16 protein-coding genes and 2 pseudogenes are annotated in these 18,093 nt (G+C 72.3%); 12 read left to right on the forward strand and 6 right to left on the reverse strand.

Annotated features, from left to right (window positions below):
• Position 1 precedes the first annotated feature (1 nt).
• From nuoI to MCAG_RS16590, 8 genes are all read left to right on the forward strand, one after another.
• Complete coding sequence (nuoI, locus tag MCAG_RS16555; RefSeq protein WP_007074131.1) at positions 2–643, forward strand: NADH-quinone oxidoreductase subunit NuoI; 642 nt, start codon at positions 2–4, stop codon at positions 641–643.
• Complete coding sequence (locus tag MCAG_RS16560) at positions 640–1,410, forward strand: NADH-quinone oxidoreductase subunit J (RefSeq protein ID WP_007074132.1); 771 nt, start codon at positions 640–642, stop codon at positions 1,408–1,410. The genes nuoI and MCAG_RS16560 overlap by 4 nt, the downstream gene beginning before the upstream one ends.
• Before the next feature lie 58 nt (positions 1,411–1,468).
• Complete coding sequence (gene nuoK / locus MCAG_RS16565) at positions 1,469–1,768, forward strand: NADH-quinone oxidoreductase subunit NuoK (RefSeq protein WP_007074133.1); 300 nt, start codon at positions 1,469–1,471, stop codon at positions 1,766–1,768.
• A gap of 27 nt (positions 1,769–1,795) precedes the next feature.
• Entirely contained in the window at positions 1,796–3,739 is a 1,944-nt protein-coding gene (gene nuoL / locus MCAG_RS16570) for an NADH-quinone oxidoreductase subunit L (RefSeq protein WP_036373754.1), read from the forward strand.
• A 64-nt stretch (positions 3,740–3,803) separates the two neighbouring features.
• Entirely contained in the window at positions 3,804–5,339 is a 1,536-nt protein-coding gene (locus MCAG_RS16575; RefSeq protein WP_007074135.1) for an NADH-quinone oxidoreductase subunit M, read from the forward strand.
• A 64-nt stretch (positions 5,340–5,403) separates the two neighbouring features.
• The gene (gene nuoN / locus MCAG_RS16580) at positions 5,404–6,957 is read left to right on the forward strand and encodes an NADH-quinone oxidoreductase subunit NuoN (RefSeq protein WP_007074136.1); all 1,554 of its coding nucleotides are present in this window, start codon (positions 5,404–5,406) and stop codon (positions 6,955–6,957) included.
• 90 nt (positions 6,958–7,047) lie between these two features.
• Positions 7,048–8,130, forward strand: coding sequence for a polyprenyl synthetase family protein (locus MCAG_RS16585; protein ID WP_036373757.1), 1,083 nt, complete (start codon positions 7,048–7,050; stop codon positions 8,128–8,130).
• 347 nt (positions 8,131–8,477) lie between these two features.
• Positions 8,478–9,257, forward strand: a complete 780-nt coding sequence (locus MCAG_RS16590) for an IclR family transcriptional regulator (RefSeq protein WP_036373760.1) — start codon at positions 8,478–8,480, stop codon at positions 9,255–9,257.
• Positions 9,258–9,314: 57 nt separating this feature from the next.
• Here MCAG_RS16590 and MCAG_RS16595 read toward each other — a convergent pair whose 3' ends face one another.
• Entirely contained in the window at positions 9,315–11,441 is a 2,127-nt protein-coding gene (locus tag MCAG_RS16595; RefSeq protein WP_007074139.1) for a PhoX family phosphatase, read from the reverse strand.
• A 299-nt stretch (positions 11,442–11,740) separates the two neighbouring features.
• Between MCAG_RS16595 and MCAG_RS16600 the strand changes: the two genes are divergently transcribed.
• Both MCAG_RS16600 and MCAG_RS36275 read left to right on the forward strand, forming a co-directional pair.
• Positions 11,741–12,235 carry a sigma-70 family RNA polymerase sigma factor gene (locus tag MCAG_RS16600; protein ID WP_007074140.1) on the forward strand — a complete coding sequence of 165 codons (495 nt, stop codon included), beginning with the start codon at positions 11,741–11,743 and terminating at the stop codon, positions 12,233–12,235.
• Positions 12,232–12,931: pseudogene (locus MCAG_RS36275) on the forward strand (anti-sigma factor). Before MCAG_RS16600 ends, MCAG_RS36275 begins: the two are co-directional and overlap by 4 nt.
• Positions 12,932–13,025: 94 nt before the next feature.
• Here the strand turns inward: MCAG_RS36275 and rarD are convergent.
• The 4 genes from rarD to eccE form a co-directional block, all read right to left on the reverse strand.
• A complete protein-coding gene (rarD, locus tag MCAG_RS16610) occupies positions 13,026–13,952 on the reverse strand; it encodes an EamA family transporter RarD (RefSeq protein WP_007074142.1) in 927 nt (308 codons plus the stop codon).
• Positions 13,949–14,437 (reverse strand): GNAT family N-acetyltransferase, encoded by a 489-nt coding sequence (locus tag MCAG_RS16615; protein WP_036373768.1) that lies wholly within the window; start codon positions 14,435–14,437, stop codon positions 13,949–13,951. Before MCAG_RS16615 ends, rarD begins: the two co-directional genes overlap by 4 nt.
• A 33-nt stretch (positions 14,438–14,470) precedes the next feature.
• Positions 14,471–14,857 carry a phage holin family protein gene (locus tag MCAG_RS16620; RefSeq protein WP_036373770.1) on the reverse strand — a complete coding sequence of 129 codons (387 nt, stop codon included), beginning with the start codon at positions 14,855–14,857 and terminating at the stop codon, positions 14,471–14,473.
• A 173-nt stretch (positions 14,858–15,030) separates the two neighbouring features.
• Entirely contained in the window at positions 15,031–16,749 is a 1,719-nt protein-coding gene (gene eccE, locus MCAG_RS16625) for a type VII secretion protein EccE (RefSeq protein WP_007074145.1), read from the reverse strand.
• 277 nt (positions 16,750–17,026) lie between these two features.
• Here eccE and MCAG_RS16630 point away from each other — a divergent pair, with 277 nt between their 5' ends.
• Both MCAG_RS16630 and MCAG_RS16635 read left to right on the forward strand, forming a co-directional pair.
• The gene (locus MCAG_RS16630) at positions 17,027–17,344 is read left to right on the forward strand and encodes a WXG100 family type VII secretion target (RefSeq protein WP_007074146.1); all 318 of its coding nucleotides are present in this window, start codon (positions 17,027–17,029) and stop codon (positions 17,342–17,344) included.
• A gap of 25 nt (positions 17,345–17,369) precedes the next feature.
• Positions 17,370–17,663: a WXG100 family type VII secretion target gene (locus tag MCAG_RS16635; RefSeq protein WP_007074147.1), complete on the forward strand. Its 294-nt coding sequence runs from the start codon at positions 17,370–17,372 to the stop codon at positions 17,661–17,663.
• 124 nt (positions 17,664–17,787) lie between these two features.
• Here the strand turns inward: MCAG_RS16635 and MCAG_RS16640 are convergent.
• Positions 17,788–18,093 (reverse strand): annotated as a pseudogene (locus MCAG_RS16640) (type VII secretion-associated serine protease mycosin); the annotation flags it as partial.

Raw genomic sequence — 18,093 nt, forward strand, 5'->3', positions numbered from 1 at the left:
CGTGGGCGCGATCACCGGAACGTTCAAGGGCTTCGGGGTCACCTTCTCGCACATGTTCAGGAAGGTCGTCACGACCGACTACCCGTTCAAGCCGCCGGTTTCGGCGCCGCGCTACCACGGGCGGCACATCCTCAACCGGCACCCGGACGGCCTGGAGAAGTGCATCGGCTGCGAGCTGTGCGCCTGGGCCTGCCCGGCCGACGCTATCTACGTCGAGGGCGGGGACAACACCGAGGAGAACCGGCTGTCCCCAGGTGAGCGGCATGCGTCCGTCTACCAGATCAACTACGCCCGCTGCATCTTCTGCGGGCTCTGCATCGAGGCCTGCCCGACCCGGTCGCTCACCATGAGCAACGAGTACGAGCTGGCCCGGGACAACCGGCAGGATCTGATCTTCACGAAGGAGCAGTTGCTCGCGCCGCTGCTGCCGGGCATGGAGCAGCCGCCGCACCCGATGCGGCTCGGAGACAGCGAGAAGGACTACTACATCGGCGCGCTGAGCAACCCGGGCACCTCGGCCGGGGCCGAGCACGCGGCCAACAGCCCCGGCCGGTACCAGGTCGAGGAGCACCCCGGGGTGACCTTCCCCGGTGCCGAGCAGCAGGCCCAGCGGGCGGCGGCGGGCAAGGGGGACGAGGCATGACCACGCAGACGGTGCTCGCCGCGGCGGGCGGGGTCTCCGGCGGCGAGGAGGTCACCTTCTGGATCCTCGCCCCGCTGGCGCTGCTCGGCGCGATCGGCATGATCGCCGCACGCAACGCGGTGCACTCGGCGCTCTGGCTGGTGCTGACCATGCTCTGCCTGGGCGTGTTCTACGTCCTGCAGGCCGGGCCGTTCATCGGCATGGTGCAGATCATCGTCTACACCGGCGCGATCATGATGCTCTTCCTGTTCGTGCTGATGCTGGTCGGCCGGGACGCCTCGGACTCGCTGATCGAGACGCTGCGCGGCCAGCGGATCGCCGCCGTCGTGCTCGGCCTCGGCTTCGCCGGCCTGGTCGGCGGCGGCCTCTACCGGGGGCTCGGCGGCGTCTCGGCGGTCGGCCTGGAGCAGGCCAACGCCGAGGGGAACGTGCAGGGCATCGCCCGGCTGCTGTTCACGAAGTACGTCTTCGCCTTCGAGCTGACCTCGGCGCTGCTGATCACCGCGGCGGTCGGCGCGATGGTGCTGGCGCACATCGAGCGGCGCCGGGAGGACAAGATGGACCAGATCGCCACCATGAAGGCCCGCTTCGCCCCGGGCAACTACCCCGGCCCGAAGCCCGGCCCGGGCGTCTTCGCCACCTCGTCCTCGGTGGCCACCCCGGCCCGCCTGCCCGACGGCCGGCTGACCGAGCGCAGCATCCCGGAGATCCTGCCGGCCCGGGAGCTGACCGCCGAGGAGACCACGCTGAAGGGGACGGACCGGTGAGCGCGAGGAGTGCAGCGAAGCGGAGCCCCGCAGTCGCGAACGAAAGGCTGGCCCAGGCATGACGCCGGACTACTATCTCGTGCTCGCCGCGGTGCTGTTCACCATCGGCGCGGTGGGGGTGCTCGTCCGCCGGAACGCGATCGTGCTGTTCATGTGCGTCGAGCTGATGCTGAACGCGGCCAACCTGACCCTGGTCACCTTCAGCCGGATCAACGGTGACCTGAACGGCCAGATCATGTCGTTCTTCGTGATGGTGGTGGCCGCGGCCGAGGTCGTGGTCGGCCTCGCGATCATCATGTCCATCTTCCGGACCCGGCGCTCGGCCAGCGTCGACGACGCCAACCTGCTCAAGTACTAGAGGGGCCCTGCGGTGGGAGAGATTCTGATGAACGCCCCGGCTGAGCCGGCAGGTGCCGTCGCCTACGCTCCGGCGAGCGGGCTGCTGGGCAGCTTCTGGCTGCTGGTGGCGATCCCGCTGGCCAGCGCGGCGATCCTGCTGCTGCTGGGCCGGCGGGCCGACCGGTGGGGGCACTGGCTCGGGGTGGCCGCGATCGGTGCCTCCTTCGTGCTCGGCCTGACCTACTTCTTCCAGCTGCGTGGCCTGGAGAACAAGTCGGCCGAGCTGAGCCTGTGGGACTTCATCGCCGTCGGCGACTTCAAGGTGGACTTCGGCCTGCTGTTCGACCCACTGGCCGCGGTCTTCGTTCTGCTGATCACCGGGGTGGGTTTCCTCATCCACCTGTACGCGGTCGAGTACATGGCGCACGACGAGGGACGCCGACGGTTCTTCGGCTACTTCAACCTCTTCGTGGCCGCGATGCTCCTGCTGGTGCTCGGCAACAACTACGTGATGCTGTACTTCGGCTGGGAGGGCGTCGGCCTGGCGTCGTACCTGCTGATCTCCTTCTGGTACGGGCGGCCGAGCGCGGCCACCGCCGGCAAGAAGGCGTTCCTGATGAACCGGGTCGGTGACGCGGGCCTGGCCATCGGCATCTTCATCATGTTCGCCACCCTCGGCACCACCCAGTACGACGAGGTGTTCAACGGGGTCGGCTCGCTGACCTCGACCACGGTGCTGGTGCTCGGCCTGCTGCTGCTGCTCGGCGCGGCCGGCAAGTCCGGCCAGTTCCCGCTCCAGGCGTGGCTGCCGGACGCGATGGAGGGCCCGACGCCGGTGTCGGCGCTCATCCACGCCGCCACGATGGTCACCGCGGGCGTCTACCTGATCGCCCGGTCGAACCCGGTCTTCTCGGCCAACTCGACGCTCCAGCTCGTGGTGGTCAGCGTCGGCGCGCTGACCCTGCTGCTCGGCTGCGTCATCGGCGCGGCCAAGGACGACATCAAGCGGGTGCTCGCCTGGTCGACGGTGAGCCAGATCGGCTACATGTTCCTCGGCGTCGGCCTCGGCGGCGGGGCGTACGCCCTGGCGATCATCCACCTGCTGGCGCACGGCTTCTTCAAGGCCAACATGTTCCTCGGCGCCGGCTCGGTGATGCACGGCATGCACGACCAGGTGGACATCCGCCGCTTCGGTGGCCTGTCGAAGTACATGAAGATCACCTGGATCACGTTCATGATGGGGTGGCTCGCCATCATCGGCCTCCCCCCGCTGTCCGGCTACTTCTCCAAGGAGCCGATCATCGCCGCCGCCTTCTCGCGGGACGACTGGACGGCCTGGCTGTTCGGCGGGGCGGCGCTGCTCGGCGCCGGGCTCACCGCGTTCTACATGACCCGGCTGTTCGTGCTCACCTTCCACGGCCCGAAGCGGTGGACCGAGGACATCGAGCATCCGCACGAGTCGCCGAAGCTCATGACGATCCCGCTGATCCTGCTCGCGATCGGCTCGGTGGTCGCCGGTGGCCTGATGGTGTGGAACGACGGCCTGGCCTCCTGGCTGACGCCGGTGCTGGGCGAGGCCGGCGAGGAGCACCACCCGGTGCTGTCGCACACGTTGATCACGATCCTGTCGCTGGTCGTCACGGTCGCCGGTGCGGGGCTGGCCTGGTCGCTGTTCCGCAACGGCACGGCCACGGAGCCGCAGCCGGCGGGTGTGCTGGTCACCGCCGCCCGGCGCAACCTCTACACCGACGCCTTCAACGAGGCGGTCTTCGAGAAGCCGGGGATCTTCCTCACCCGGGCGCTGGTCTTCCTCGACAACCGGGGCGTCGACGGGCTGGTCAACGGCCTCGCCGCCGCGGTGGGCGGGGGCTCCGGCCGGCTCCGGCGGCTACAGACCGGCTTCGTCCGGTCGTACGCGACGTCCATCCTGACCGGCGCGCTGCTGGTGGTGGCGGCGTTCCTGGCCGTGCAGGCGGGGTGGCTGGCGTGAACGACCTCTCTACGGCCGCCCCCGCCGGCGGACCACGCTGTGACGACGGAGGTAAGGCCGCATAATGTCCAACTTCCCGTTCCTCTCGGTGCTGACCGTGGCGCCGCTGGTCGGCGCGCTGGTCGTGGCCGTCCTGCCGCGCCGCCGGCCGGACCTGGCCAAGCAGGTGGCCTTCGGTTGGTCGCTGCTGGTGCTGGCCCTGTCGGTGGTCATGTGGCTGGAGTTCTCCACCGGCGGTGAGCGGCTCCAGTTCCGCGAGTCGTACACCTGGATCCCGCAGTGGGACGCCCGGTTCACCTTCGCCGCCGACGGCATCGCGCTGGTGATGCTGATGCTGATCGCGGTGCTGGTGCCGCTGGTGATCCTGGCGTCCTGGCACGACGCCGAGTCGTCCAAGCGCTCGGTGCCGGTCTACTTCGCCCTGCTGCTCGTCCTCGAATCTACGATGATCGGCGTCTTCGCCGCCGCCGACGTCTTCCTGTTCTACGTGTTCTTCGAGGTCATGCTGGTGCCGATGTACTTCCTGATCGGCAGCTACGGCGGCCACCAGCGGCAGTACGCAGCGGTGAAGTTCTTCCTCTACTCGCTGGTCGGCGGCCTGTTCATGCTGGCCGCGGTGATCGGCCTGTGGGTCGTCGGCGGGAAGACCTTCGACTGGCAGGCGCTGACCCAGGTGGACATCTCCACCGGGACCGAGCGCTGGCTGTTCCTCGGCTTCTTCCTCGCCTTCGCGATCAAGGCGCCGTTCTTCCCGTTCCACACCTGGCTGCCGGACGCCGGTGGGGCCGCCCCCGCCGGGGCCGCCGCGCTGCTCGTCGGCGTGCTGGACAAGGTCGGCACGTTCGGGATCCTGCGGTACTGCCTGCCGCTGTTCCCGGAGGCGTCGAAGTGGTTCGCGCCGTGGGCGCTCGCGCTCGGGGTGATCGGCATCATTTACGCCGCACTGCTGGCGGTCGGCCAGAACGACCTGAAGCGGCTGGTGTCGTACACCTCGATCGCGCACTTCGGGTTCATCGGGGTCGGCATCTTCGCCTTCACCACCCAGGCCGGCACGGGCGCGGTGCTCTACATGCTCAACCACGGCCTCGCCACCGGCCTGCTCTTCCTGGTCGTCGGCATGCTGGTGGCCCGGCGCGGCTCGGCCCTGATCAGCGACTTCGGCGGCGCCGGAAAGCTGGTGCCGCTGCTGGCCGGGGTGCTCTTCTTCGCCGGCCTGGCCTCGCTGGCTCTGCCCGGCACCGCGCCGTTCGTCTCGGAGTTCCTGGTGCTGATCGGCACCTTCACGGTGAACAAGCCGGTCGCGGTGATCGCCACGCTCGGCATCATCCTGGCCGCCGCGTACGTGCTGTGGATGGTGCAGCGGACCACCCAGGGCACCCTCAACCCGGCCCTGGCCGAGGTCGAGCCGATGCGCCGCGACCTCAACCTGCGCGAGAAGGTCGTGGTCGCGCCGCTGATCGCGCTGATCGTGCTGCTCGGCTTCTACCCCAAGCCCGTCACCGATGTCATCAACCCCGCCGTCCGGGCCACCATGGAGGACGTCGGCAGGACCGATCCGGCCCCTGAGGTCGGCGGGGTCGTGCAGGAGGCTCACCGGTGAGCGCGAGGAGTGAACGAGCGGAGCGAGTGAGCCCCGCAGTCGCGAACGAAAGGCGGCACGCGAAGTGACCGAGCTCAAGTTGCCGTCGATCGACTACGCGGCGCTCGCGCCGATCCTGATCATGTTGAGTGCCGCCCTGCTGGGCGTGCTGGTCGAGGCGTTCGTGCCCCGCCGGCACCGGCATCCCGTGCAGCTCTCGCTGGGGCTGCTCTCGGTGCTCGCCGCGCTGGTGATGGTGATCTTCAACGCCGACGACCGGCTGATCACCGCCGGTGGGGCGCTCGCCGTGGACGGGCCGACGCTGTTCCTGCAGGGCGCGATCCTGGTCCTCGCCGCGATGTCGCTGCTGCTCATCGGCGAGCGCTCGGTGGAGCGGGGCGGGGCGTTCGTCGCGCACGCCGCCGTCACCGCCGAGTCGGTAGAGGACCGGCGGCAGGCCGAGGGCAGCAACGGCGCGACCGAGGTCTACCCGCTGGCCAGCTTCGCCATCGGCGGCATGCTGATCTTCGTGGCGGCGAACGACCTGCTGACCATGTTCATCGCCCTGGAGGTCTTCTCCCTGCCGCTCTACCTGCTCTGCGCGCTGGCCCGCCGCCGGCGGCTGCTGAGCCAGGAGGCGGCGATGAAGTACTTCCTGCTCGGCGCGTACGCCTCGGCGTTCTTCCTGTTCGGCGTGGCCCTGGTGTACGGCTTCACCTCCGGCATCCCGGGCCGCCCGGCCGGCGTCGACTTCGCCACCATCCACGCGGCGGTGACCGAGTCCCCGGCCAGCCAGGTGCTGCTCTTCGCCGGTATGGCGCTGCTCGCCATCGGCCTGCTGTTCAAGGCCGCCGCCGCTCCGTTCCACGTGTGGACCCCGGACGTCTACCAGGGCGCCCCGACGCCGATCACCGGCTTCATGGCGGCCTGCACGAAGGTGGCCGCGTTCGGCGCCCTGCTGCGGGTCTTCCACGTGGCGTTCTCCGGGGCGGCGTGGGACTTCACCCCGGTCCTCGGCGCGGTGGCGGTGCTGACGATGCTGGTCGGCGCGGTGCTGGCGGTCACCCAGACCGACATCAAGCGGCTGCTGGCGTACTCGTCGATCGCCAACGCCGGGTACCTGCTGGTCGGGGTGCTCGCGCCGAGCAAGGACGGGCTCGCCGGCACGATGTTCTACCTGGCCGCGTACGGGTTCTCGGTGCTGGCCGCGTTCGCGGTGGTGACCCTGGTCCGCGACGCGGACGGGGAGGCCACCCACCTGTCCCGCTGGGCGGGGCTGGGGAAGCGCTCGCCGTTCTTCGCGGCGATCTTCACCTTCATCCTGCTCGCCTTCGCCGGTATCCCGCTGACCAGTGGGTTCATGGGCAAGTTCGCCGTCTTCGCCCCGGCCCTGGACGCCGACCAGGCGTGGCTGGTGGTGGCCGGCGTGCTGACCAGCATGGTGCTGGCGTTCCCGTACCTGCGGGTCGTGGTCATGATGTGGCTGTCCGAGCCGGGGGAGTCCACCCCGACGGTGGCCGTGCCGGGCGGGCTGACCTCGGCGGCCCTCATGATCGGCGTGCTGGCCACGCTGGTCTTGGGCGTCGTGCCGGGCCCGCTGCTCGACCTCGCCAACGGCGCCGCCGAATTCGTCCGATGACCGACGTTTCCCCGCGACGGGGCCGGTACGCGACAGCGGGCCGGCCCCGTCGCCGCGTCCCCCGCCCGGAGCAGGTCGAACGGGTGTGGCATGGTGGATAGCGTGGTGAATCCGGCTGGCGAGCGTTCAGGTGCCACCGGCTCCGCTCGGCGGGGTCGGGAGAGCACGGGTCAGTTCAGCGCGCTCGGCCTCCACTTGGCCGATCCGCGCGTCGAGGCGTCCGTGCTGGGCGTGCTGGAGTCCGTCGAGGCGGAGCTGCGGGCCAGCGTGGCCAGCGCCGACCCGCTGGTGACCGAGGCCGCCCGGCACCTCGTGGAGGCCGGCGGGAAGCGGTTCCGCCCGCTGCTGGTCGCGCTGGGCGCCCAGTTCGGCGATCCGACCGACCCGCAGGTCGTCTCCGCCGCCGTGGTGATGGAGCTCACCCACCTGGCGACGCTCTACCACGACGACGTGATGGACGAGGCCGCCGTGCGGCGCGGCGCGCCGAGCGCCAACTCCCGCTGGACCAACTCGGTGGCGATCCTGGTCGGCGACTACCTCTTCGCCCGCGCCGCGGACATCTCGGCGGACCTGGGGCCGGAGGCGGTGCGGTTGCAGGCGCGTACGTTCGCCCGGCTGGTGCACGGCCAGATCGCCGAGACGGTCGGTCCCCGAAACGGGCAGGACCCGGTCTCCCACTACCTGCACGTCATCGCCGAGAAGACCGGCTCGCTGATCGCCACCTCGGCCCGCTTCGGCGGCCTGTTCGCCGGGGCCTCCGCCACGCACACCGAGGCCCTGGCGGGGTACGGCGAGACGATCGGCGTCGCCTTCCAGCTCTCCGACGATCTGCTCGACATCGCCAGCGAGTCGGTGCAGTCGGGCAAGACCCCCGGCACGGACCTGCGCGAGGGCGTGCCGACCCTGCCGGTGCTCTACGCGCTCGCCTCGGACGACGCCGACGCCGCCTCGGTGCGGCTGCGGGAGATCCTGGCCACCGGCCCGCTCGTCGACGACGCCCTGCACGCCGAGGCCCTGGGCCTGCTCCGCGAGTCCCCGGCGCTCAAGCGTGCCCGGGAGACTGTCCGCAGCTACGCGGAGGACGCCCGGGAGCGGCTGGCCACGCTTCCGGACAATCCGTCCCGCCGCGCCCTGGAATCCCTCTGCGACTACATCGCCGACCGCACCAGCTGACCCCCGCCCCACCCGGCCCGCTTGAGCTGGTCAACGGGTCGCGTCTGCGTGGGCCCCGATCCCGACACACCCCTTGACTACGAAGGTGGATGCGGGAGGGTGGGGTGAGAGGCGGCGGGTGGCGGTGGGCATGAGGCCCGCTGAGAGGAGCATCGGGCGGCGGCGTGGGGCGCGGAGGGCTGGCGGCGCGTCGTGGTCCCGCGACCTACGCGAGCCCGCCTCGGACAACTGACCGTGTCGCTTGAGGCACTGACCGTCTAAGATGATCTGGCACCGTCGACCCCAACAGGCATTTCGCCGAACGCCTGGATTTCATATGGTGTAAGTCCCCGGCGGCGGAGGTGGTTGTGCGCGACCCCTTGGCGGAACCTTCGGATCTCATCCGAAGTGTGTCCCGCGCGCTACGCGTGCTCGAATCGGTCGGTCGCGCCCCGAAGGGGCTGACCGTCAAGCAGATCGCGCGGCGCTGTGAGCTGACCGTGGCCACCACGTACCATCTGGTGCGCACGCTGGCGTACGAGGGCTACGTGATCCGTCGGGAGGACGGCACGTACATCGTGGGGTTGGAGATCGCCGACCGTTACCGCGAACTCGTCACCGCGTTCCGCGGGCCGGCAGCCGTCGGCGACTGCCTGCGCCGCGCCGCCCTGGACACCGGCTACAGCCACTACCTGGGGCGCTTCGTGGGCGGACAGGTGGCTGTCACCGCCGTGGCGGAGGGGCACCGCTCCCCGTACCTGGAGGACCTGGTCCCCGGCTTCGACGAGGGGGCGCACGCTACCGCGCTCGGCAAGGCCCTACTGGCCACCCTCACCGCCGAGCAGCGCTTCCGCTACCTGCGGGAGTACGGCATGCGCCCGTTCACCAACGCCACCCTCACCAGCCCCGAGGCGTTCGAGGCGGACCTGGCGGCCGGCGACCGCCGGGGGATGCAGCTCGAACTGGGGCAGTTCCGGCAGGGCGTGGCGTGCGCCGCCGTGCTGGTCGTCCCCGACAAGGACATGGAACGGCGGATGGTGTTGGCCTGCGCGCTGCCGGCCAGCGAGATGATGACCTCCGCCCGGGTGGTCCGGGCCAAGCTGCTGACCGTCGCACGCGCCGTCGCCGACGCCGTCGCCGAGACCTGAGACGGGGACGGGCCCCCTCCCTGGTGGGGAGGAGGCCCGCCGCGACGCCCAGCGGAATCAGCTGCCGATCGGGCCGCCGTCCAGCCGCCAGGTGACGACCACGCCGGGCTTGGCGTGGTCACCGTCCGGCCAGGTCGAGGCCGGGTTCTCCACGGTCGCCCCGGTGAGCTCACCCGGGTGCTGCACCGCCACGAACACCGACCGGTTGTCGTCGGTGATGAACGGGCCGCAGGCCTCTGCGCCCAGCGGCACCGTGAGGAACTGCTTGAGGTGCCCCCGCTCCGGGCCCTCCACTGCGGTGGCGAACAGGCCGTCGTTGCTGCCCAGCGCGTTGCCGTCGGTGGAGATCCAGAGATTGCCGGTGGCGTCGAAGGCGACGTTGTCCGGGCAGGAGATCGGGGAAACCTTCGTTCGGTCGTACCCGGCGAAGTGGGTCGAGGGGTCGGTCGGGTCGCCGCAGACGATCGGCAGCGACCAGGCGAACGTCTCGGCGGCGTTGTTGTTGCCGTCCTCGACCAACTCCAGGATCTGGCCGTGCTTGTTGAGGTTGCGCGGGTTGGCCTCGTCGGCCGGGGCCTTGCCCGCCTTGCCGCGGTCGGTGTTGTTGGTCAGCGCCAGGTACACCTTGCCGGTCAGCCGGCTCGGCTCGACGTCCTCCGGGCGGTCCATCTTGGTCGCACCGACCTTGTCGCCGGCCAGCCGGGTGAAGGTGAGCACGTCCGCGGCGGTCATTCCGTCGACGTACGAGCGGTTGCCGCTGACCAGCTTGATCCAGCGGCCCCGGCCGTTGAACGCCCCGTCGGCGGGAAGCTTGCCCGAGCCGTCGATCTCGGCGGCCGAGTTGCCCTCGAGCTGCGCCACGTACAGGGTGCCGGACTCCAGCAGGGTCAGGTTGTGCTTGCGGGCCACCCACGAGTCGCCGGCCATGAACTTCTTGTCGGAGACGAACTTGTACAGGTAGTCGAACCGCTCGTCGTCGCCCATGTACGCCACCACGTGGCCGCTGCGGGCGACGATGACGTTCGCGCCCTCGTGCTTGAACCGGCCCAGGGCGGTGTGCTTGCGCGGCCGGCTCTCCGGGTCGAACGGGTCGATCTCGACGACCCACCCGAAGCGGTTCGCCTCGTTCGGGTGCTTCGCCAGGTCGAAGCGCTCGTCGGCGCGGTCCCACTTGCGGTTGCCGTTCGGGTACCGTTCGGTGATGTTGATGCCGTAGCGGGCCAGCTTCGGCTTCAGCTCCTCCGGCGCGGCGTCACCGCCGACGAAGTACTGGTTGAAGTTCTCCTCGCCGGAGAGCACGGTGCCCCACGGGGTGACGCCGCCCGCGCAGTTGTTCAGCGTGCCGACCACCGTCCGGCCCTTCGGGTCGGCGGCGGTACGCAGCGACGCCGAGCCGGCGGCCGGGCCGGTCAGCTCGAACTTCGTGGCCAGCGCGGTGACCCGCCGGTTGTACGGCCGCCGGCCGCCTTCCACGGGCCGCCACTGCCCGGTGCCGTCGACCCGCTCCAACTCGACCACGGACATGCCGTGCGCCGCCATGGCCACCTTCACCTGCTCGACGGTGAGCGCGTCCAGGCTGGTGAAGCCGGGGAACATCAGGTCCTCGTTGGTGTACTCGTGGTTGACCACGAGCAGCGCCCGGCGGCCCCGCTTGTCCAGCGGCAGCACGCCGACGAAGTCGTTGTTGTAGCCGAACTGCTTGGCCTGCTTCGCGGCGGTCTGTGCGTGCAGGTCGAACTCCGGTGCACCCGGCACCACCGGGTCGCCCCAGCGGATCACGACGGAGTGGTCGTACCCGTTGGGCACGACCAGCGCGTCGAGCTTGTTCGGCGGGATCGGCCGGAAGGTCAGCGCGCCGCTGCCCACGCCGCCCGCCGGGCGGCCGAACCCGGCTGCCTCCGGCACGACCGGGTTGGCCGGCGCGGCGGACGCGGCACCCGCGCCGGCCAGCGCCCCGACGGTCGCGCCGCCGAAGCCGAGTACGAGCGCACCGACCGCGCCGGCCCGGACCACGCCGCGCCGGGACACCTCGGCGTTCACGATCTCGCCGAGGTACGGGTTGTCGGAGGTGTTGGGCACCGGGTGGTCGCAGGCGTTGCCGCACCGGTAGAGACAGGTCATGGCGTCACGGCTGCCGTGGCGGGTGGCGCCCAGCAGGGGGAGCAGCCGGGGACGGTCGCTCATCGGGAGGTGCCTCCAAGGAAGTCGGTGCACGCCGGGGTCAGCCCTCCGACGTGCGTACCCGGCGGACGCTAGGAGGGCGTGGTGAGCGCGGGTCGGCCCGAACATGAACCGGATGTGAACACCTGCGCCGGCAGTTCCCCGCCGACCTGCGCCTGACCTCCCCGCCGACCTGCGGGATGAACCGATCGGAGTCACCGCACGTACTGTCGGGCGAACGCATCGCTGGACGCGTTCGACAGCGGGAGCCGCTGGACTCCGGCGACAGCGAGGAGGTCGTCATCAGCGACCACGACGCCCAACTGCTGCGCGCGCTGCACGACGAGCATGCCGACGCGCTGTACGCGCACGCCCTGCGGCTGGTCAACGGCGATCGGACCCGGGCCGAGGACCTGGTGCAGGAGACGCTGCTGCGGGCCTGGCGGCACCCGGAGTCGCTCGACCCGACGCGCGGGTCGGTGCGGGCGTGGCTGTTCACCACCGCCCGGAACCTGGCCATCGACGCGTGGCGGCGACGCTCCACTCGGGTCGGCGAGATCTACACCGACGAGCTGCCGGAACCCCCGGATACGGTCGACGAGGCCGAGCGCGCGGTGGAGGCGTGGACGGTCGCCGAGGCGCTGAACCGGCTCAGCCCCACCCACCGGGAGGTGCTGATCGAGTGCTTCTACCAGGGGCGTTCGGTGGCGGAGGCGGCGTCCCGGCTGGGCGTACCGCCCGGCACGGTGAAGTCCCGCACCCACTACGCGCTGCGCTCGCTGCGGCTGGCGCTTGCCGAGATGGGGGTGACGGGGTGAGCCGTTGCGAGTTCGCGCACGACGACGGTGCGTACGTGCTGGGCGCGCTCGCCCCCGCCGACCGGGCCGCCTACGAGCGGCACCTCGCCGGCTGCGCGTCCTGCCGGGACGCGGTGGCCGAGATCGCCGTGCTTCCCGGGCTGCTCGGCCGGCTCGACCCGGCGGGGCTGGAGCAGTTCCTGGAGCCGCCGGCCGAGATCTCCCGGGTGCCCGCGCTGCTCGACGCCGCCCGTCGCCACCGTCGCCGCGAGCGGTCGGCCGCCCGCCGCCGGTACGCCCTGACCGCGCTGGCCGCCGCCGTACTGGCGCTGCTCGCCGGGTTCGGCACGGCCACCCTCCGGCCGGCCGTCGAGGTCACCCCGACGCCCACCCCGCAGGTCGCGCTGGCGTCCATGCGGCCGGTAGCCGGCACGGTGCCGGTGCACGCCGAGGTGGGGCTGACCGGCACGCCGTGGGGCACCGAGGTCACCATGCGCTGCGGGTACGACCGGCGGGCCGGGCACCGCGAGGCGTACACCTTCCGGCTGGTGGCGCACGGCCCGGACGGCGCGACGGAGCAGATCGGCTCCTGGCTGGCCGCCCCCGGCGACGAGCTGCGCCTGAACGCCACCACCCACTTCACCGACGGCGAACTGGTCCGCCTGGAGCTTCTCCGCGCCGACGGCACCCCCGGTCCTCGCCTACGACGCCCGCTAACCCCTCACCCCTCGACCACCCCCACCCCACCCCCCCGCCCCCACCCCACCCCCGCTCTCCGCGATCTTGCACTTGCGGCCCTGGTGAACCGGGATCAATGCCGCGAAACAGGGGCCACAACTGCAAGATCGGCGGGGGGTCGGGGGTGGGGAGGCGGGTGGCGGAGGGCGTCGGTGGTGAAGGCCAGCAGGGCCAGCCAGACCAGGGCGAAGCCGGCGAGCCGGGCCGGGGGCATCGGCTCGTGGAAGATCAGCACCCCGCAGCCGAGCTGGAGGATCGGGGCGAGGTACTGGAGCATGCCCAGCGCGGTCAGTGGCAGCCGGTTCGCCGCGCCGGCAAAGAGCAGCAGCGGGATCGCGGTGGCCGCGCCGGCCAGCACCAGCAGCGCGGTGTGCCCGGCCGAGACGTGGCCGAACGTCAGGCCGCCGGTGGCGCCGAGCCAGCCGAGGTAACCGAGGGCGGGCAGGGCCAGTGCCGCGGACTCCGCGAACAGCCCCTCCGCCGGCGGCAGCCCGAGCCGCTTCTTGACCAGCCCGTACCCGGCGAAGCTGACGGCCAGGGCGAGCGCGAGCCAGGGCAGCCGGCCGTAGTCGACGGCGAGCACGGCCACCGCCGCCGTGCCGATGCCCAGCGCCACCCACTGCCCGCGGCGCAGCCGCTCCCGCAGCACGGTCACCCCGAGCAGCACCGACACCAGCGGGGTGATGAAGTAGCCGAGGGCCGTCTCCACCACCCGCTCCGAGTTCACGCCGTAGATGTAGGTGCCCCAATTGACCGCGATCAGCGCGGCGGCCACGGCGATACCGGCCAGCGCCCGGGGCCGGCGTGCCAGCGTACGTAGGAAGCCGACGTTGCGCAGCGCGGCGAGCAGTAGCGCCACGAACAGCACCGACCAGACGATCCGGTGCGCCAGGATCTCCAGGGGGCCGGTCGGCCTGAGCAACCTGAGGTAGAGCGGGAAGAACCCCCAGAGCAGGTACGCGCCGATGCCGTAGAGATATCCGAGCCGGAGCGGGGTCACCCCTCCACCGTAAGGAATGAACCCGCCTCTGGCTCCTTTCCGGTGACTCGGTTCACCCGTCCGTCGTGCTCCATCCAGCGACCCGGGTCGACCGGGGCGAAGCCCACCCTGGCGTACACGCCGTGGGCGTCGACGGTGGCCAGCACGATCCGGCGTACGCCGAGGGTGGCCAGGTGGTCGCGGACCGCACCGGCCAGCCAGGTGCCCAGCCCGCGACCACGGGCCGACCGGTCCACGTAGACGTCGCAGAGCCAGGCGAACGTCACGCCGTCGGTCACCACCCGGGCCACCGCCACCTGCCGGCCGTCGCCGGGTCGGTAGACGCCGAACGGCAGCGAGCCGGCGAACGCCCGCCCGACGGTTCCACGGTCGCGCCCCAACGCCCAGTACGCGTCGGTGGAGAGCCAGTGGTGCACGAGGTCGAGGTCGAGCCGAGCCGGGTCGGTGCTGATCTGGTGGCCGTCTTCGCGGGTCAGGGTGAACACACCTGCGACGCTAGCGCGGCCGCCCCGGTGGGCTCAGTCGCGGTCGAGGACCGCGCCGAGGAGCCAGGTGACCACGCCGACGAGCAACGCGCCGAGCACCGCCTCCGGCCAGAAGCCGTCGACGTGGAACGGCAGCCCGGCCTCGCCCGCGATCCAGCTCGTCAGCAGGAAGAGCAGGCCGTTGACCACCAGCGCGATCAGGCCCAGGGTCAGCAGGTAGAAGCCGCAGCCGACAGTCTTGACGATCGGCTGGAGCACGGCGTTGACGACGCCGAAGATGACCGCGACGAGAAGCAGCGTGGTGATCGCCTCGGTGACCGAACCCGTGTCGAGCGTGATGCCCGGGATGAGCAGGGTGGCCAGCCAGAAGGCCACCGCCGTGCCGCCCAGCCGGATCAGAAGACCCTTCAGGAAACCCATGGCCACGGATCGTGCCACGCAGCCGCCACCGGGGGAACCCGCCGATCGCGCCGGCCACCGTCAACCCCGGCCCGGCCGGCCGATCAGCTGCGACTCGATGGGGGTCGGCGAGAGCAGCGCCCAGCGCAACGCCCGGCGGTTCACCACCGCCACCATGTCCTCCCGGATGCGGGTCAGCCACTCGGCCGAGCCACCGAGGCCGAGGGCGGCACCGGCCAACGCGGCCTCGGCGGGGCGCAACGGTTGCAGCACGACCAGGTCGGCCCGGCCCAACTGGTCGACGTCGGAGGGGGTGAGGCCGTCCCGGACCACCAGGGTGGACTGCCAGGCCGGCCCGGGACCGGCGTCGGCGGGCACCGGACCGGCGTCCCACCACGAGCAGCACCGGGCGCAGCGGGCGAACCGGCCACCCCGTCCACCGCCCGCCCCGGCGGCAGCACCGGGATCGGCCCGTCGGGCGTGCCGACACCCCGGACGAAGGGCTCCCACACCCGGGGCCGGGTCGTCTGGACCGCCACCCGGGCACCCAGTGCCAGCGCCCGCAGGGCCACGAGCTGGGCGGCACGCACCCCGCCGACCAGCATCAGCCGGGTGCCCTCCGGCCGGAACAGCCGGATCGTCACCGCCGCGCCGCGCCGGTTGGCGCCGACCATCAGCCCGGCGGCACCGACCGGCAGCTCCAGCTCGTCGAGGACCGCCGGGTCGGCGGCAGCGCCCGGGACGGCGAGGGCGAGCGGCAGCGTGCCGGCCAGCGCCGGAAGCTGCTGGCCGTCGAGCCGGTCGACCTCCGCGCCCGCGTCGTCGGCCAGCCGCCGCAACGCCTGTGCCGCCGTCGCCAGCTCGGTCGGGGCCCAGGCGGCCAGCCGTACGGTCAGCTCGGCCGGCGCGGTCACGCCGCCGATCCCGGTGCGCGGCCCCACGCAGAGCGAGACCGTGGTCGCGGCGGCCGGCAGGGTGAGCAGCCGGGGCACCAGCCGCCGCCCCGCGTCGGTCCGAGGGTCCGGCCCGCGCCGCACCCGGAAGGTGGCCTGGAACAGCTTCCCGGTCCGCACAACCGGCCAGGACTCCAGCACCGGCCCGCCGCCGTCGTGATGGGCCAGTTCCATGAGTACGCGCAGCGCGGCGTGCTCGCCGAGCGGGCGGGCGGTCACCGGCCCGAGCCGGCGGACGATCCGCCGGACCACCCCGGAGAGGGCGACCCGCAGCTCCTCGTTGGTCCACCCGGCCACCCGCAGGACCCGCACCGCCAGCAGCACCGAGTCGCGCCCGGCCAGCCGCTCATCGGTGAGCTGCCGGTACGACGTCGCCACCGTGCTCGCCCCGGCCGTGGCGGCCGGCGCGGGGGAGCCGCTGAGCAGGAGCTGGAGCCGGACCGGGGGCAGCTCCGGGGAAACCGGCGGCAGCAGCGTCGACGGCGCGGGCAGCACCCCGGGCCCGTCGCCGAGCAGGTCGCCCGGGTCGCCGACTTCCAGCACGGCGGTCAGGCCCCCGGCGTCGTCGACCACGGCGGCCGGGCCGCCGGCCAGCTCCGCCGCGCGGATCGTCGCGCCCGGGTCGAGCAGCCCCAGCAGCCCCGGGCCGGCGGCCGACGCCAGTGCGCGTCGCCGGGAGAGGTGGCCACCGGCGACGCCGAGCCAGGTGAACAGCCAGCGCCCCCGGACCCGTACCCAGGCGCCGGCCAGCAGCGGCGCGGCCACCGCGACGGCGCCCACGGTCATGGCCGCGCCCCGGCCGGCCCCGGCGACGACCAGCGCCACCGCCGTCTGGGTGGCGATCACCTGACCGACCCGCACGCCGGTCGACGGCCGCCGGATGGTGGCTGGGATCCACTGTGGTGGCAGCGGCTGGTGGTGCGCCGGCTGGGCCGGGGCCGTGGTGGTGCTGGCCGTCACCGCGCCTCCTCAGTGCTCGCCCGGAGACGCCGCCGGGGCGTCGGTGCGGTCGGTTCCGCAGCGTCATCGTATGACTCCGCCCCGGCATCGCGGGAGTCACCGTTGTCCACAGGGGAGCAGGGCGGGGTAGCAGAACCGCCACCGGACGGCTACCGTCAGCGACGAGTTCGCTGACCTTATCCCGTCCCGGCGCCGGCCGCCGGGACAGGCGAGCGGCGCGTCCGCCGCGGGCGCGTCCGACGGCCAGCCACGATCGAGGAGACGAGGTGACGTCCGGGTGTCCCAGACCCAGGCAGAAGCCGCGGTGATGCAGCAGACCGCCGCGAAGTTCGAGCAGGTGGACCAGTCCCTGCAGTCCATGCTGACCGGCCTGCTGGCCGAGCTGGAGGTGTTGCAGCAGGCCTGGCGGGGTGCCGGCGGGCGCTCGTTCGAGCAGGTGAAGCAGCAGTGGTCGCAGGACCAGGCGGCGTTGCAGCGGGCGCTGCGGGAGACCGCCACCGCCATCCGCACCGCCGGCCAGCAGTACGACGTGTCCGACAACGAGGCCGCCGGCCGGGTCGCCGGCACCAATCGCGGCATCCAGTTGCCGCTGTAGCACCTCCCGGAAAGGGGATCATCCGATGGACCATGGGGTTCTGGTCGTCAACTTCGCCGCGTTGCAGCAGGCCGGCGCCGACATCCAGCGGGCATTGAACACGCTGGACAGCCAGCTCGGCCAGCTCGAACGCGACGCCGCCCCGCTGGTGGCGAGCTGGGACGGCGAGGCCCGGCAGGCGTACGAGCAGCGCCAGGCCCGGTGGCGTTCCGCCTCGCAGGACCTCCAGGCGATGCTGCGCGACATCAAGCTCGCCGTCGACGACTCCGCGTCGGACTACCTCGACACCGAGAAGCGGAACGTCAACCTGTTCCAGTGAGCCGGCCACGGCGGCGTCCGGCGGGCGCGTCGGGCGCCGCCAGCCGGCCCAGCGGCGAGGAATAGCCGCCGACGCCTCGGTGCAACGGGGTGCCCCCTCCCGCGAGCCGCGCCGCGCGGGCGGGTCAGGCCGCCGGCCGCCAGCGACGGCGACTGCCCCGGGGCAGCACCACCGCCAGCAGGACGGCGCTGGCCACGGCCGCCCCGGCGACAGCCGCGACGGCCAGCGCCCGGTCCCGGGCCGCCGCCCGGCGGGCCTGGCGGGCGACCAGCGCCGGGTCGACCCCGTCCGCCGGCAGCGCCCCGGCCCCGCGAGTCGGTCCCAGCGGGCTCGCCCCGGTCTCGGTGACCGCCCGGTACGGGTTGAGCACGCCCGCGCCGTACCCGCCGCCCGAGCCGCGCTCGGGGGCCGGGTCGACCGTGGCGAGGAT

Source organism: Micromonospora sp. ATCC 39149, assembly GCF_000158815.1.
GTDB lineage: Bacteria > Actinomycetota > Actinomycetes > Mycobacteriales > Micromonosporaceae > Micromonospora.

Coding starts and splice junctions, on each gene's coding strand:
- MCAG_RS16595 (WP_007074139.1), bottom strand. CDS start 11,441: ATGAGCGACCGTCCCCGGCTGCTCCCCCTGCTGGGCGCCACCCGCCAC.
- nuoK (WP_007074133.1), top strand. CDS start 1,469: ATGACGCCGGACTACTATCTCGTGCTCGCCGCGGTGCTGTTCACCATC.
- MCAG_RS16560 (WP_007074132.1), top strand. CDS start 640: ATGACCACGCAGACGGTGCTCGCCGCGGCGGGCGGGGTCTCCGGCGGC.
- MCAG_RS16575 (WP_007074135.1), top strand. CDS start 3,804: ATGTCCAACTTCCCGTTCCTCTCGGTGCTGACCGTGGCGCCGCTGGTC.
- MCAG_RS16620 (WP_036373770.1), bottom strand. CDS start 14,857: ATGGGTTTCCTGAAGGGTCTTCTGATCCGGCTGGGCGGCACGGCGGTG.
- nuoL (WP_036373754.1), top strand. CDS start 1,796: ATGAACGCCCCGGCTGAGCCGGCAGGTGCCGTCGCCTACGCTCCGGCG.
- MCAG_RS16585 (WP_036373757.1), top strand. CDS start 7,048: ATGGTGGATAGCGTGGTGAATCCGGCTGGCGAGCGTTCAGGTGCCACC.
- MCAG_RS16635 (WP_007074147.1), top strand. CDS start 17,370: ATGGACCATGGGGTTCTGGTCGTCAACTTCGCCGCGTTGCAGCAGGCC.